This is a genomic window from Nocardia callitridis (assembly GCF_039543305.1).
GTDB classification, from domain to species: domain Bacteria; phylum Actinomycetota; class Actinomycetes; order Mycobacteriales; family Mycobacteriaceae; genus Nocardia; species Nocardia callitridis.
In genome coordinates this window covers 229,553-243,341 of sequence record NZ_BAABJM010000003.1, presented here as the reverse complement: position 1 = coordinate 243,341, position 13,789 = coordinate 229,553, and the positions used below count along the sequence as shown (strand labels likewise).

Sequence of the window (13,789 nt, the reverse complement as noted above, 5' to 3'; positions counted from 1 at the left end):
AGGCGTAATGTCGATGCGGTGACCTCAGCTTCAGCACCGGCAGGACGCAAACTGCTACGCATCGAGGCGCGCAACGCGGAGACCCCGATCGAGCGCAAGCCTCAGTGGATTCGGACCAAGGCCAAGATGGGCCCCGAGTATTCGGAGTTGAAGGGCCTCGTCAAACGCGAGGGCCTGCACACCGTGTGTGAGGAGGCGGGCTGTCCCAACATCTTCGAATGCTGGGAAGACCGTGAGGCGACCTTCCTGATCGGTGGTGAGCAGTGCACTCGGCGCTGCGATTTCTGCCAGATCGATACCGGCAAGCCCGCCGCGTTGGATCGTGACGAGCCGCGCCGCGTCGCCGAGAGCGTGCAGGCGATGGGCCTGCGCTACTCCACCATCACCGGTGTGGCGCGCGACGACCTGGACGACGGCGGCGCCTGGTTGTACGCCGAAACCGTGCGCGCCATCAAGGCTTTGAACCCGAACACCGGCGTCGAGCTGTTGATCCCCGACTTCAACGCGGTGCCCGAGCAGTTGGCCGAGGTGTTCTCCTCGCGTCCCGAGGTGTTGGCGCACAACGTGGAAACGGTGCCGCGCATCTTCAAGCGCATCCGTCCCGCGTTCCGCTACGAGCGTTCGCTGTCGGTGTTGACGGCCGCGCGCGAGGAGGGTCTGGTCACCAAGTCGAACCTGATCCTCGGCATGGGTGAGACCCCGGAAGAGGTCACCCAGGCGATGCGCGACCTGCACGAGGCGGGCTGCGACATCCTCACCATCACCCAGTATCTGCGTCCGTCCCCGCGTCACCACCCGGTGGACCGGTGGGTGAAGCCGCAGGAATTCGTCGACCACTCGAAGATGGCCGAGGAGCTCGGCTTCGCGGGTGTGATGGCGGGTCCGCTGGTGCGCTCGTCCTACCGGGCCGGTCGCCTCTACACCCAGGCTATGGCGCATCACGGGCGTGAGATCGCCCCGGAGATGGCACATCTGGCCCAGAGCGGTACGGCATCGCAGGAGGCCAGCTCGGTCCTCGCCCGCTTCGGCGGCTGACACACCGAGGGCACCGTAGGTCACCGAAGTTCGCGCACGGACCCGCTATTGATCATCCCGAGCGGCTAGCGCGGCGCGGTATTTCGCGCCGCTCGCGACGGTTCGAGCCGCGTCGCCGCGCTGTGGTCATGGGTGGGCACGATTCGTACCCGGTGCCGGGCGAGGTGCAGTCGCTGCAATGTCCTGAACGTTTGTGCGCGATCGTCGTCCGCGAAATTGCCTGGGTAACTGGCTTTCTGGCGGACATCGTCGATCTGGCGAGTGTGCCACGCGGCGTCCCCCGCCAGTAGGACCCAACCCTGCCGGGTGTGCAGGAGGATGCCGACGCTGCCCGGCGTGTGCCCGGCGAGGTCCACCAGCAGTACGGTGCCGTCGCCGAAGAGATCGTGACTGGCGGTGAAGGTCAGTACCGGCGGCCCGTCCAGCTCGTAGTCGTCGATCGTCCGGTCCCGCAACGCGTCCCGGACGCCACCCGCGGGCGCGAACGGACCCGTGCTGACCCATTCGTGCTCGACGCGGTGCAGTCGCACCGGAAGATCGGGCAGATCGAGCAGCCCGCACACGTGATCCCAGTGCGCGTGGGTCGGCAGCGCGAAGTCGGGCGTCGGGAGGTTCGGCATCCTGCGCAGGCCGGTGACCGTCGGGATGCTGTCGGCGGGTGGCCGTACCGCGGGGCGCAACACGGCGGGCAGCTGCGCTATCGCTCGCTGTTCGACATCGTGACACACGCTCGGATCGACGAGGAACGTCGCCCTCGGGTGTTCGACGACGAACGAGTTCAGCGCGTTGGCGACCAGGAAGGGTGTGAAGGTGCCCTCCGCGACCGCCGCGGTAGGTACCTGGCGCGGCGACTGCGGCAACGCGGTGACTCGGACCGTGTGCCGAGGCGACTCGGGCAGCCCAGCGTCTTCGACCGACCGTAGGAAACGTTGATCGGGTCGACGCGGGCGCACCGCTCCCCACACCATCCCGGTTGCGGCGGCACAACATTCGAGCACGCCGGGCGTGCGCACGGGATCGGCCATGACATGTCTCCGTTCGTCGGTCACCACGATCGGCCTGGTTCGGCCGACGGAACTGTGGCACGGTAATACTTCACGTCGACATGAAGTAAAGGGGTGGGTCGTGACAACCGCGAACGTACTGCGGATCGGCGACGCCGCGGTCTGTCTGGGCATCGCGGCGCACGTGCTGCGGCACTGGGAGTCCGTCGGCCTGCTCGCACCGCCGCGTAGCCCATCCGGGCATCGGGTCTACGACGAGCGAACCCTCGACCAGGCACGTTTGATCCGAACATTGCAGCGCACCGGCCTGTCGTTGGCACAGATCCGCCACCTGGCGATCGGCACCCACGACGATCGGATCACACTCATCGCGAACAAGCGCGGCGAGATCAGGGCGAACATCGCACTGCTCCGCGCGACCGACCGGTTTCTCGAGCACGTGCTGGAGTGCCGACACCGGATCGTCGCCGAGTGCGCCGAATGTTCGAAGTTGGTCGCCGGGTATGAGCAAGGTTCGGTGGGTGAGTCCGGCCCGCCCGGCCTGCTGTTACGTCGATGATCGCCGCGCTGGCCGGCCCCACCCGACGACGGTGCGGTACGTCGCAGCCGCTCATTCGGTCAGCTGACGCATTGCTCCCCGGTTCGGGTCGGAAGTGGTGACGACAACGAGTCGACGCCACCATGGAGCCGCTGGCAGGGCGTCGGTCCGTCGCACGAACGTCGGTGCGCCGGGCGGGATATCGGTATAGCGGCGGTCGCATTCGTCGTGGCCGCGGTGCTCGGCCTCCGGCACAACGGGGATCATGGCGTCGTTCTCCGAGTGGCGTACTCGGCGACCGGTCGGGCGGACCGGGTCAGACGGCGCTCGGCAGTTCGGGGAGCGTACGCGCGGCGGTACGGCGCCGCAGGATCAGCGCACCGATAGCGGACGCGACCATGCAAGCGCCGACGACCCACAGACCGGCCCGCTGTGTTCCGGTCCAATCCTTCAGCCAGCCCGTCACATACGGCGCGCCGAAGCCGCTGATATTGCCGATCGAGTTGATCATCGCGATCCCGCCCGCGGCGGCGGCACCGGTCAGGAAGGTGCTCGGCAGGGCCCAGAACGTCGGTAGCGCCGCGAGCACACCGACCGCGCATACCGTCACCGCGGCCATGGCCGCGAACGGGTTCCCGAGGTAGAGCGCCACCGGAATCGCGAGTCCACCGAGGAGTGCGGGTAGCGCGACGTGCCACGCGCGCTCCCCGCTGCGGTCGCCGTGTCGACCCCACCACACCATGACGACCGCGCCGATCACGTAGGGAACGGCGTTGATCAGTCCGCGTTGCACCACCGAGTAGTGCGTGCCGTATTGCTGTTGGAATCCGTCGATGATGGTCGGCAGGAAGAATCCGAGCGCGTAGAGCCCGTAGGCGATGCCGCCGTAGATCAGGGCGAGCGCGAGTATGCGCGGGTGGGTGAGCGATTTGCGCACCGTCCAGTGTTCGGACCGTTGCGCCGCGGTGTCGTCGGCCGCCAATTGTTCGGTGAGCCACGCTCTTTCGTCGTCGTTGAGCCAACTCGCCTGTTCCGGCCGGTCGGTGAGGAAGTACCAGGTCACGAAGGCGAGCAGCATCGCGGGCACGCCTTCGACGAGGAACATGAACCGCCACCCGCTCAACCCGAAGATGCCGTGCCCGTACTGGATGAGCAAACTCGACACGGTCGAACCGAGCGCGGTCGACAGTGGCACCGCCGTCATGAACAGCGCCACCACCTTCGCGCGCTGTGCTTGCGGAAACCAGTAGGTGAGATACAGCAGGATGCCGGGGAAGAAGCCCGCTTCGGCAACACCCATCGCGAAGCGCAGGATATGCAGGACGGGTTCGTTCGGCACGAACGCCATCGCTGTCGCGATGATCCCCCAGGTGATCAGGATCCGCGCGATCCACCGCCGCGCACCGAACCGGTGCAACGCCAGGTTGCTCGGCACCTCGAGCACCAGGTATCCGAGAAAGAAGATCCCCGAGGCGAATCCGAATGCGGTCTCGGTCAACCCCAGATCCGTCTTCATACCGCTGGGCCCGGCGAACCCGATATTCACCCGGTCCAGATAGTTCACGAAGTACAACAGGCCGAGAAACGGCACAAGACGAAGGGTGACTTTCCGCAATGTCGCGCGGCCCACCTCGGAAGAATCTGCCATTCAGCGAACTCTCGTGGCAACGCGACCGCAGGTCAAATCGGTGCGTGCGGGGCCGAGCGGCGCTATCCGCGCACCTACTCCGGTCGCCGCTTGCTCGAAACCTCGGGTCGCAGCATGCCGAGCACCTTCATGTACGAAGTGGGAAACAGCCGGGCCAAGAGGTCGGGCACCACGGCCGAGGACGCGATCAGCACCCGCGCCTTACGCTTCTCGATACCGGTGAGGATCTGCTCGGCGGCCTGGTCGGCGGGGAAGGTCAGCAGCTTGTTGAACGATGCTTTACCTTGTCGCGCTTGCTCTTGCGAGGCGGCGCTCGCCACGCGGGCGGTTTCGGCGATCCTGGTGCGAATCCCACCGGGGTGCACGGTGGTCACCCCCACTCCCTTTCCCGAGAGTTCGTGGCGCAATGCCTCACTGAAGCCGCGAATCGCGAATTTGCTTGCTGCGTAAGCTGTTTGACCTCCGGGCGCGATCAGCCCGAACAGGCTGGAGAGGTTGACGATATGGCTGCCGGGCGCTTCGAGCAGGGTGGGGAGGAACAGCCGGGTCAACGCGACGGGGGCACGAAAGTTGATGTCTTGCACCCACTGGAACTCTTCGGCCGTGAGGTCGCTGAATTCGCCACCGAGGGCCACGCCCGCGTTGTTGATCAACAACGTGATTCCGGGATGTTCGGCGAGGATCGTCGCCGCCGTTTTCTCCAGCGCATCGAGGTCGGCGAGGTCCACAACGTAGGTGGTTACGCCGGTGCCCGGGTTGGCCTTGCGCACGGTCGCGGCGACGGTCTCGAGCCGGTCGGCGTCACGGTCGACCAGCACCAGATCGCTGCCGCGCGAGGCCAATCCGTAGGCCATCTGCTCCCCCATACCCGAGGCGGCTCCGGTGAGCAGAGCGGTCGCTCCCGCGAACGTGAATGGCGTGCTGCCCGACATCGATCCTCCTTCTGCGCCGGAGGCATTCCTCGGCCAACGAAGGCTGACGAAAACACCACCGGTACTCGATCTTCCACGGCCCTACGCGCCGATGGCACCACAGCCTATACGCGGTTGCCCGACCACGCCGGTCTCTCGCGCAGCGCAAGCTCGGCGGATGTCCAACCCTCGAGTCCGGGAGGAGAACACGCACGATCCGACAGCCGACCGGCAGACGCGGCGTGGCTGCACAACCCCGTGAAGCCGTCGACTTGTTCCACCAGCATCTCTGCGACCCCGGCGTCACACACTCCTAGAACGTGTTCTTGTTAGAGTCGGATGCGAGTTCAGCGATGGGAGTGCGAGTGCCGTACGTGGAGACCGACGGGGCGAAGGTGCATTTCACCGATACCGGTGGTGCGGGGCGCGTGGTCGTTCTCGGCCACGGGTTCTTCCTCGACCAGGAGATGTTCGCCGCGCAGGCGGCCGGGCTCGCGCCCGAGTACCGGGTGATCTCGATCGATGCGCGTGGCTTCGGACGCACCGAGGATTCGGGGGTGCCGTTCAGCTATTGGGACCTCGCGCGCGACGCGTGGGCGGTGCTCGACGCGTTGGGTATCGAGCGCGCGGTGGTCGGTGGCATGTCGCAGGGTGGTTTCATCGCCTTGCGCATGGCACTGTTGGCTCCGCCGCGCGCCGAGGGCCTCATCTTGATCGGCACCTCCGGCGACGCGTACACAGCGAAGCAGCAGAAGGGTTATCGCCAGGTCATGGACGCGTGGTCCGGGTCGGCGCCCTTGGAACCGCTGGCGACCACCATGGCGTCGGTGATGATCGGTGGCACCGACGAGGATCGGCAGCCGTGGTTGGACAAATGGTTGTCCGGTGATCGCACCAGGTTGGCGCTCGCGGCGGAGTGCTTGATCAACCGGGAGTCCATCACCGGCCTACTCGGCGAGATCACCTGCCCTGCCGTGCTGGTACGCGGAATAAGTGACCAGGCATTCACCGCCGACGAGATGGTCGCGCTCACCGACGGTCTCGGTGGGCCCGCCGAACTGCACACGGTGCCCGCCGCCACACATGCCGTGAACATCACCAACCCGGACGAGGTGAACGAATTGCTCCGGAAGTTCCTGGCTCGGCTGGACTGAGCGGATTATCGCCGCAAGCCGAGGAATAGTCGTTGCGGCACAGCCGTATCCGCGGTACGCAACGCCACCACGCGCACCGTGAAGACCGTCCCGGTCCCTGGTTCGCGCAGCCGCATGAGCGGATCCGGCCGCGCGGTGGACACCACACCGGAAGTCCAGAGCCGACGAAAGTCGGGGTGCGCGCCGAGTTCCTCCAGCAGGGCGCCCACGGCCTCCGGGTCGACGTCAGCCGCGGCGTAGTGCCGGTAGCGGCCGACCGCGAGCGCCGCCTCCCGCTCCCATTCCTCGTGCACCAGCCGCGCGCGGGGGTTGGTGAACATCCAGACCAGCACATTGCCCGCGCCGCGCAGTCCGGGAAAGGTGTCGTCGAAAGCCTGGTTGCCTTCGACGAAATCCCAGCCGGAACCGAAGAGTGCGGCCGGGTTCGGTGACAACGCCTCGACGGTGCGCCGTGCCGATGCGGCGTCGAGTCCGGCGTCGGCACCCGTCGGGTCGTCGAGTTCGGACTCTCGGCCTGCCAGCCGATACAGGTGGGTTCGCTCATCCGCGGTGAGCGCGAACAATCCGGTGAGCGAGTTCAGCACCGAGGGAGTCGGCGAAACCCCCGCGCCCTGTTCGATCTTGGTGACGTATCCCATGCTGAGGTCGGCCGCCGCGGCCAGCGTCTGCCGATTGAGTCCCAATCTGCTCCGCCGCGCCCGCACGAAGTCGGCCAACGTCGGCACCAGCAGTTCAGGCGGTCGCGTCGCTGTCACTTCCGCACACCGCCGAACTCGTCAACTCTCACCACCGACCCAGTCCTACCACCGATGAGTAGTAGCACCCGCCGTGGGGCTACTCGATCCGGGTCACCGCGCGAACTTGTCCCCGCTCCCCCTCGCTGCTGGCATGGAACCGGATGGTCGAGGCATCCGGAGGGGAGTGCCTCGCCCAATCCGGAATGGTCGGCGGCGCACGGGTGGGCATCCCGTCCATATGTCCTACGCGGACAGCGTGCACCGGCACGCCGTTGCCCGTGCGACTCGCGCGGCAGTCGACTTCATCGAACAAGCATGAGCACGCGGCTCCGATCGGGCGTCGGTCACCGTCATCGGCACGCCGACAAGAACACCGGTGCGCCCCTACCGTGCGCCTCGGCGTGCGGTCGCGTTCCGCAAGGCGGTCGACGTCGTCGGATCGGTCCGACCCCGTAGCTGCGACCGGGCGTAATCACTCCCACTCCGGATCACTCCCACTCCGGCAGGAACACCGGCACACCGTTCTCCGTGCGATTCCGCGTGTGGCGGCGTTCGCGTGCGACGAGGAGGCGGCCGTGGTCGGATCGGCGTGGCCGGCTGCTCGAGCGGGAATCGACCACGTCCGCACCGTTCTCCGTCGACGCGTTCGCCGCGCGGCTGGCCGGATCGGGCTCGCGATGGGCCGGGACGATCAGTCGGCGTTGCCCGGTGACACGGTCGAATCCTCCAGGCGGACACGCACTGTGACCCGCCCGCGTTCGTCACGCTGGGCGAGCGCGTGGCCACGCCGGTCGCCACCGGGGAGGTGCAGCGTGATCGGTCCGCCGTCGCCGGTGAAGTTGCGCCACCACTTCTTCCGGTCGGGGAGCGCGACCCCGATGACGAGCGAATCGCCGGAACGCCGGAAGTTCACCGGTGTGGTGAAACTCTTCCCGGATCGACGGCCCACATAGGTGATCTCGACAAAGCTCTTGCGCATGAGCGGGCCGAGACCGGGGACCTTGGTCAATGCCACGATCCCCGAATTGAACCCGTTCACCAACGATTTCGCACTCACCGCATGCCTCCTGGCGCCTCTCGACTGGTGGTTGGCCTTACTCTACTGACCGGCAGCGGCGGGCCGGGATCAACGAGACGTGGGGCGAAATCGCCCCGTTGTCCGGTCGCCTTCCACTATGCGGGGACGGGCGAGGAGTTGCGGCGGGAGAGGCGGAGTACACCGGCGGCCAAGAGCGCGACGGCGATGTAGACGGCTTGTTCCGGAATTCGGAACCACAGGGGTGGCGCGGGGGCGTCGTTGAACGGGATGTCGGCGACGGCGACGTAGATGTTCGCGGGCAGCATGACGAGAAACAGCGGGACGAGACCGATCCCCGCGATGCGGCGGGTGTCGGCGCGAAAAAGGGCCGCTGCGGCGAGGAGCTCGAGGGCTCCGGTCAGGTAGATCAGCAGGCTGGGGAAGGGCAGCGACGGCGGGACCATCGCGAGGAAGTCCGCATGGGTGGGTGCCGGTGAGTCGGCGAGAGCCTCGGGGAGGAAGTGCGTGGTGCCGGTCATGATCAGCATGACGCCGAGACCATAGGCGGCACAGGTCGACCAGTTCGCGAAGCGGCGCGCGCCCAGCGCTCCGGCGATACGGAGCACGAGCAGCGTGGTGAACAGGACTAGCAGGGTTTCCATCATGACCTCCATGGATAAATCACTATCGATAGTTGCACTATCATCACCATTATGGATAGCTGTAAGTCGCACTGTCAATACCGAGAGGTCCCACGATGCGCATCGCCGAACTCAGCCGCACCAGCGGCGTGCCCGCCGCGACGATCAAGTACTACGTCCGTGAGGGCCTACTCCCCTCCGGTGTGCGCACCCACCACAACCAGTCCGATTACAACGACGAGCACGTCAACCGGCTGCGACTGATCCGAGCACTGGTCGACATCGGCGGCCTGTCGGTCGGGACGGCCAAGGAATTGTTGACGGTGCTCGACAGCGGCACCATGACGGCCCGCGAATCGCTCGGCCACGTGCTGTACGCACTGGGCGCTCGACGCTCCCCCGTCGGCGACGAACAGCGCGACGCCGCCACCCGCGATGTCGCATCCCTCCTGGAACGACGCGGCTGGAATATCACCGAAACCAGCCCGGCCCGTGCGACTCTCGTCGATGCCTGCGCGGCGCTGCGCCAGATCGGTCACGCCGACGTGGTCGAGGCGATAGACAGCTATGCCGCCGCCAGCGAAACCATCGCCGCCACCGACATGGCCGTCGTCGCCAAGAAATCGAGCATCGAGCAGATGACCGAAACCGCCATCGTCGGAACGGTTCTCGGCGACACACTGCTCTCGGCATTGCGCCGCCTAGCCCAGGAACATGTCTCGGCAACCGCGCTACCGCAAGACTGAATGCCCTCGTACGCGCGACGCCCGACCAGGCACGTGCGGGCTTCGCGCATCCACTCGAGCGGCGATCGGCACAGAAGGTCTGCCCGCGCGACGACCCGTGTACGGCACCCACACCGTGCCGAAACCGCGATGGCCGGACGCGATATCCGCCTCGTCCACCTCCTGACGCGCAGATCGATCCCGCCATGAAAGCGGTCGGCATCCAGCCACCGGGTCGATCGCCGGATCCCGCACAGCAGAGCACAACCCTACTGAGCACCCCACGCGCGACGGCGCAGCAGCCGTAACCCGTTGAGCCCCACCAACACCGTCGACCCTTCGTGCCCGGCGACCCCCAACGGCAGCGGCAGGTCGCCGACGAGATCCCACACCACCAACCCGACGATGAACACACCGGCGATCACGAGATTGGCGGTGACCACGCGAGCGGCCCTGCGCGATAGGGCGATCACGGACGCGACCGTGTTCAGGTCGTCGCGCACAATCACCGCGTCGGCCGCTTCCAGCGCGAGATCCGAGCCCGCCGCCCCCATCGCGATGCCGACGTGCGCGGCGGCGAGGGCGGGCGCGTCGTTGATGCCGTCGCCGACCATGGTCACCCGCTGTCCGTTGGCCGTCAGCTCGCGCACGACGCGCAGTTTGTCCTCGGGGAGCAATCCGGCGCGCACCTCGGTGATCGCGAGCTGTTCGACGAACTGTTCGGCGCTGCGGCGACTGTCACCGGTCAGGAGGATCGTTGGTGTGCCCAGCGATTCCGGTAGCGCGCGCACCACTTCGGGCGTCTCGGGACGAAGCTGGTCGGTGACCCCGATGATCGCGACAGGTCGGCTTTCGCAACAGACGACAACGACGGACCCCGCACGTGCGCCGACCTGCTCGAGCACGATCGCGACCTCCGGTTCCCGGACCGGCAGCAGCGCGGACACCGACCCGACCTGGATGAAGCGTCCCTCGACCAACGCACTGACCCCGCGCCCCGGTTGTGCGGCGAATTCGGTGGCGGCGGGTAGTGCGATTCCCGCGCCGCGCGCGGCGTGCACGATGGCGGCGGCAACCGGATGTTCGCTGGGATACTCTGCGGCAGCGGCGAATCGGAGTACCTGCGATCGCGAATACGACGCGCCTGGCAATCCGCGAATCTCGGTGACCTCCGGTGTTCCCCTGGTGAGCGTGCCGGTCTTGTCGAACGCGACCATGCTGGTGGCGCCGAGTCGCTCCATCACCACGGTGGATTTCACCAGCACACCGTGGCGTCCCGCATTGGCGATCGCGGCGAGCAGCGGCGGCATCGTGGCCAGCACCACCGCGCACGGTGACGCGACGATCATGAAGGTCATCGCGCGTAACAGCGCGTCACGCAACGCGGCACCCCACAGCAGTGGCACAGCGAAGATCGCGAGCGTGGCCACGACCATGCCGATCGAATAACGCTGTTCGATCCTCTCGATGAACAACTGGGTCTTCGCCTTGGTGCGGCTGGCTTCCTCGACGGATCGGGCAATCCTGGCGACGACGGAGTCCCCCGCACGGCGGTTCACCCGCACGCGCAGCGCGCCGGTTCCGTTGAGCGTTCCCGCGAAGACCTCGTCGCCGAGCAGCTTGTCCACCGGAAGCGGCTCGCCGGTGATGGTGGCCTGGTCGACTTCGCTGGCACCACCCACCACTTCCCCGTCGGCCGCGATCCGTTCGCCTGGACGAACCAGGATCACGTCGCCGATCGCGAGATCGGCTGCGGCGACTTGCTTTTCACTGCCGTCGAGCGTGGCCGTGTCCGGCGCGAGCGTCAGCAGTCCGCGGACCGAATCCTCGGTGCGCGCGGTGGCCAACGCTTCGAGCGCACCGGAGGTCGCGAAGATGACGATCAGCAGCCCACCGTCCATCACCTGCCCGATTGCCGCGGCGCCGATCGCCGCGACCACCATCAGCAGGTCGACATCGAGGGTTTTCTCGCGCAGCGCACGCAACCCGGCGAGGCCGGGTTCCCATCCACCACTGAGGTAGCAACCGAGGTAGAGCACCCAGTAGAGCCAGGTGGGCGTGCCGAGTAACTGCGCACCCAGTCCTAGCAGGAACAACACCAATGATGCTGCTGCCCAACGCATTTCGGGAAGTTCGCGCAAGCCGGTCCGCCGCAAGGGCGCTGCCACGGCCACGGGATCACGCATATCGAGGGACGAGACCACAGGACACCTCCGAAGCCGAGACGAAACGACGCAAGAATAACAGAACATATGAAGAGGTCTTCACTTATAGCTCTGAGCTAGACTCCCACACATGGGACACGGTGTCGACGGCCGCGACCGGCCGCTGGCCCGGCTGGACGCCGATGCGGCGACCCACGTGGCCACCACTCTGCAGGCCCTCGCCACCCCGAGCCGCCTGCTGATTCTCACGGAACTACGCCAGGGTCCGCGCCCGGTCACCGAGCTCGCGGAAGCCGTGGGGATGGAACAGTCCGCCGTTTCACACCAACTGCGCCTGCTGCGCAATCTCGGCCTGGTGACCGGCACCCGCACCGGCCGAAGCATCGTCTACAGCCTCTACGACCACCACGTGGCCCAGCTCCTCGACGAAGCCATTTACCACATCGAGCACCTCCGCCTCGGCCTCACCGACCGCCCCGATACCGCGAGCTGACCCGACGAAAGAAGTGTCGCTAGCGCACGCCTAACCCGTCGATCAGGAACCCGACCATGCGCCGCGCGTCGTAGCCGTCCACCTTTCCCGCACCCGCGCAGAGGTTTCCGATCCCGAACAACAGCTCGAGAGCGCCGATCTCGGCGATCTCACCCGCCTCGACCGCGGCGCCGATGAGCTCGGCGACAACCGGCAAGAGCCGATCGAGAAACGAGGCGTGCAGGTTTTCGTAGGCCGCACCACCGGAATTCATCGCCTCGGCGAGACCGTGCTTGGTCACGAGGAAGTCGACGAACAGATCGACCCAGCGCGCCAAAGCCGGGTACGGCGAGTCACTTTCGGCCAACAAGACCGGACCCGCCGCCGCGCACGCTTCGACCTGATGTCGGTAGACGGCGGCGATGAGGTCGGCGCGCGTCGGAAAGTGGCGGTAGATCGTGCCGACCCCCACGCCCGCTTCCGCGGCGATCGTGCGCACCGGCACCCCGACACCTGAGCGAACGAACGCCGCGGCGGCAGCGTCCAGCAACACCTGCTCGTTACGTTGCGCATCGGCCCGCTTCTTCGGCGGCGACGTCCGTGCTTGCTCTCCGATGACGACCGACCTCCTCACACCACTTGCCAAGCGGAACATGGTTCCGTATGTTGGTTAACGGAACAACGCTCCGCTTCACCAGGATGCCAAATCTCCCGAGAGAAGCCAACCCCCATCCCACCCTCGCACCCGAGGAGCACCCAGTGCCGCAATCACCGAGCTTCGGAATCCTGACCGCGCCCATGCAGGTCGACTACCACGACATCCTGCGGGTGTGGCGCGAGGCCGACACCATCCCCGAGATCGAGCACGCCTGGCTGTTCGATCACCTCATGCCGATCGGCGGCGACCCCGACGGGCCGATCCTCGAAGGCTGGACGCTGCTGTCGGCGCTGGCCGGACAGACCGAACGGCTGCGCCTAGGCCTGCTCGTCACCAGCAACCGCTTCCGACCACCGGCGTTGCTCGCCAAGATCGCGACAACCGTCGACATCATCTCCGGTGGACGACTGGACTTCGGCATCGGCGTCGGCTCCCGTCCGAGCCACCCGCTGGCACGCCGTGAATACGCGGCTCACGGCCTGCCCTTCCACGATTCCGCCGACGCCACAGCGGGTTTCGATGAAGCGCTCACCGTGATCCGCCGCCTGTGGACCGAGTCGGAGCCGTTCGACTTCGCGGGTGAGCACGTCCAACTCACCGGCGCGTTCGGCAACCCGAAACCCGTGCAGCGTCCGCATCCACCGATCGTCATCGGCGGACGCGCGAAGGCCACCCTGCGCGTGGTCGCCGAACACGCCGACGTATGGAACATCCCCGGTGGTGACATCGCCGACGCGATCAGTCGCAGCGCACTGCTGAACAGCTATTGCGCCGAGATCGGCCGCGATCCCGCGACGATCACCCGCTCGATCTTCCTGCCGGTCGCCTACGACCACCCCGACACCACCAGGCACGCCATCACCGAGGCGCTCGAGGCCGAATTCACCCACATCGTGCTCGGATTGTCAGACCCCTACCCTGACCATGTCGCCCGCTGGGTAGCCGACGAACTGATCATCCCGAACACGCCGTGAACAGTCAGGGTCGCGCCAGCACCTGTGCCGGTAACCGCCCGGCCGACGATGAGCTGGTTGATCTCGCGGGTGCCCTCGCCGCCGCCGAGCGCTTCGGGGCCGCCGCTAC

15 protein-coding genes are annotated in these 13,789 nt (G+C 66.8%); 6 read left to right on the top strand and 9 right to left on the bottom strand.

The genetic code is table 11. The features are described from left to right. Window positions 1-18: 18 nt before the first annotated feature. Window positions 19-1,035 (top strand): lipoyl synthase, encoded by a 1,017-nt coding sequence (gene lipA, locus ABEA50_RS18790; protein WP_345496856.1) that lies wholly within the window; start codon window positions 19-21, stop codon window positions 1,033-1,035. Window positions 1,036-1,100: 65 nt separating this feature from the next. Here lipA and ABEA50_RS18785 read toward each other — a convergent pair whose 3' ends face one another. Then, the gene (locus ABEA50_RS18785; RefSeq protein WP_345496855.1) at window positions 1,101-2,060 is read right to left on the bottom strand and encodes an MBL fold metallo-hydrolase; all 960 of its coding nucleotides are present in this window, start codon (window positions 2,058-2,060) and stop codon (window positions 1,101-1,103) included. 100 nt (window positions 2,061-2,160) lie between these two features. Between ABEA50_RS18785 and ABEA50_RS18780 the strand changes: the two genes are divergently transcribed. After that, window positions 2,161-2,598 (top strand): MerR family transcriptional regulator, encoded by a 438-nt coding sequence (locus ABEA50_RS18780; RefSeq protein WP_345496854.1) that lies wholly within the window; start codon window positions 2,161-2,163, stop codon window positions 2,596-2,598. 51 nt (window positions 2,599-2,649) lie between these two features. Here the strand turns inward: ABEA50_RS18780 and ABEA50_RS18775 are convergent, their stop codons facing one another. The 3 genes from ABEA50_RS18775 to ABEA50_RS18765 form a co-directional block, all read right to left on the bottom strand. Next, window positions 2,650-2,844: a hypothetical protein gene (locus ABEA50_RS18775; RefSeq protein WP_345496853.1), complete on the bottom strand. Its 195-nt coding sequence runs from the start codon at window positions 2,842-2,844 to the stop codon at window positions 2,650-2,652. 49 nt (window positions 2,845-2,893) lie between these two features. Beyond that, entirely contained in the window at window positions 2,894-4,225 is a 1,332-nt protein-coding gene (locus ABEA50_RS18770) for an MFS transporter (protein WP_345496852.1), read from the bottom strand. Between the two features lie 74 nt (window positions 4,226-4,299). Continuing rightward, entirely contained in the window at window positions 4,300-5,157 is an 858-nt protein-coding gene (locus tag ABEA50_RS18765) for an SDR family NAD(P)-dependent oxidoreductase (RefSeq protein ID WP_345496851.1), read from the bottom strand. Window positions 5,158-5,489: 332 nt separating this feature from the next. Between ABEA50_RS18765 and ABEA50_RS18760 the strand changes: the two genes are divergently transcribed. Beyond that, a complete protein-coding gene (locus tag ABEA50_RS18760) occupies window positions 5,490-6,290 on the top strand; it encodes an alpha/beta fold hydrolase (protein ID WP_345496850.1) in 801 nt (266 codons plus the stop codon). A gap of 5 nt (window positions 6,291-6,295) precedes the next feature. Here the strand turns inward: ABEA50_RS18760 and ABEA50_RS18755 are convergent, their stop codons facing one another. The 3 genes from ABEA50_RS18755 to ABEA50_RS18745 all read right to left on the bottom strand — a co-directional run bounded on the left by ABEA50_RS18755 (window position 6,296) and on the right by ABEA50_RS18745 (window position 8,707). Then, window positions 6,296-7,045, bottom strand: a complete 750-nt coding sequence (locus tag ABEA50_RS18755) for a helix-turn-helix transcriptional regulator (protein ID WP_345496849.1) — start codon at window positions 7,043-7,045, stop codon at window positions 6,296-6,298. 673 nt (window positions 7,046-7,718) lie between these two features. Continuing rightward, window positions 7,719-8,084, bottom strand: a complete 366-nt coding sequence (locus ABEA50_RS18750) for a PNPOx family protein (protein ID WP_345496848.1) — start codon at window positions 8,082-8,084, stop codon at window positions 7,719-7,721. Between the two features lie 116 nt (window positions 8,085-8,200). Further along, complete coding sequence (locus ABEA50_RS18745) at window positions 8,201-8,707, bottom strand: DoxX family protein (RefSeq protein WP_345496847.1); 507 nt, start codon at window positions 8,705-8,707, stop codon at window positions 8,201-8,203. Between the two features lie 95 nt (window positions 8,708-8,802). On the opposite strand from ABEA50_RS18745, the gene ABEA50_RS18740 reads away from it, so the two are divergent. Further along, entirely contained in the window at window positions 8,803-9,432 is a 630-nt protein-coding gene (locus ABEA50_RS18740; RefSeq protein WP_345496846.1) for a MerR family transcriptional regulator, read from the top strand. Between the two features lie 248 nt (window positions 9,433-9,680). Here the strand turns inward: ABEA50_RS18740 and ABEA50_RS18735 are convergent, their stop codons facing one another. After that, the gene (locus ABEA50_RS18735; RefSeq protein ID WP_345496845.1) at window positions 9,681-11,597 is read right to left on the bottom strand and encodes a heavy metal translocating P-type ATPase; all 1,917 of its coding nucleotides are present in this window, start codon (window positions 11,595-11,597) and stop codon (window positions 9,681-9,683) included. Between the two features lie 109 nt (window positions 11,598-11,706). Between ABEA50_RS18735 and ABEA50_RS18730 the strand changes: the two genes are divergently transcribed. After that, the gene (locus ABEA50_RS18730; RefSeq protein ID WP_345496844.1) at window positions 11,707-12,069 is read left to right on the top strand and encodes an ArsR/SmtB family transcription factor; all 363 of its coding nucleotides are present in this window, start codon (window positions 11,707-11,709) and stop codon (window positions 12,067-12,069) included. A 19-nt stretch (window positions 12,070-12,088) separates the two neighbouring features. Here ABEA50_RS18730 and ABEA50_RS18725 read toward each other — a convergent pair whose 3' ends face one another. Continuing rightward, window positions 12,089-12,694 carry a TetR/AcrR family transcriptional regulator gene (locus ABEA50_RS18725; RefSeq protein WP_425577660.1) on the bottom strand — a complete coding sequence of 202 codons (606 nt, stop codon included), beginning with the start codon at window positions 12,692-12,694 and terminating at the stop codon, window positions 12,089-12,091. A gap of 152 nt (window positions 12,695-12,846) precedes the next feature. Here ABEA50_RS18725 and ABEA50_RS18720 point away from each other — a divergent pair, with 152 nt between their 5' ends. Beyond that, complete coding sequence (locus ABEA50_RS18720; RefSeq protein WP_345497142.1) at window positions 12,847-13,680, top strand: LLM class flavin-dependent oxidoreductase; 834 nt, start codon at window positions 12,847-12,849, stop codon at window positions 13,678-13,680. Window positions 13,681-13,789 lie beyond the last annotated feature (109 nt).

Bases quoted from the DNA above. Each gene is read 5' to 3' on its own strand.
- ABEA50_RS18785 (WP_345496855.1), bottom strand. From the start codon at position 2,060: ATGGCCGATCCCGTGCGCACGCCCGGCGTGCTCGAATGTTGTGCCGCC.
- ABEA50_RS18775 (WP_345496853.1), bottom strand. From the start codon at position 2,844: ATGATCCCCGTTGTGCCGGAGGCCGAGCACCGCGGCCACGACGAATGC.
- ABEA50_RS18770 (WP_345496852.1), bottom strand. From the start codon at position 4,225: ATGGCAGATTCTTCCGAGGTGGGCCGCGCGACATTGCGGAAAGTCACC.
- ABEA50_RS18765 (WP_345496851.1), bottom strand. From the start codon at position 5,157: ATGTCGGGCAGCACGCCATTCACGTTCGCGGGAGCGACCGCTCTGCTC.
- ABEA50_RS18760 (WP_345496850.1), top strand. From the start codon at position 5,490: ATGGGAGTGCGAGTGCCGTACGTGGAGACCGACGGGGCGAAGGTGCAT.
- ABEA50_RS18745 (WP_345496847.1), bottom strand. From the start codon at position 8,707: ATGGAAACCCTGCTAGTCCTGTTCACCACGCTGCTCGTGCTCCGTATC.
- ABEA50_RS18740 (WP_345496846.1), top strand. From the start codon at position 8,803: ATGCGCATCGCCGAACTCAGCCGCACCAGCGGCGTGCCCGCCGCGACG.
- ABEA50_RS18735 (WP_345496845.1), bottom strand. From the start codon at position 11,597: ATGCGTGATCCCGTGGCCGTGGCAGCGCCCTTGCGGCGGACCGGCTTG.
- ABEA50_RS18730 (WP_345496844.1), top strand. From the start codon at position 11,707: ATGGGACACGGTGTCGACGGCCGCGACCGGCCGCTGGCCCGGCTGGAC.
- ABEA50_RS18720 (WP_345497142.1), top strand. From the start codon at position 12,847: ATGCAGGTCGACTACCACGACATCCTGCGGGTGTGGCGCGAGGCCGAC.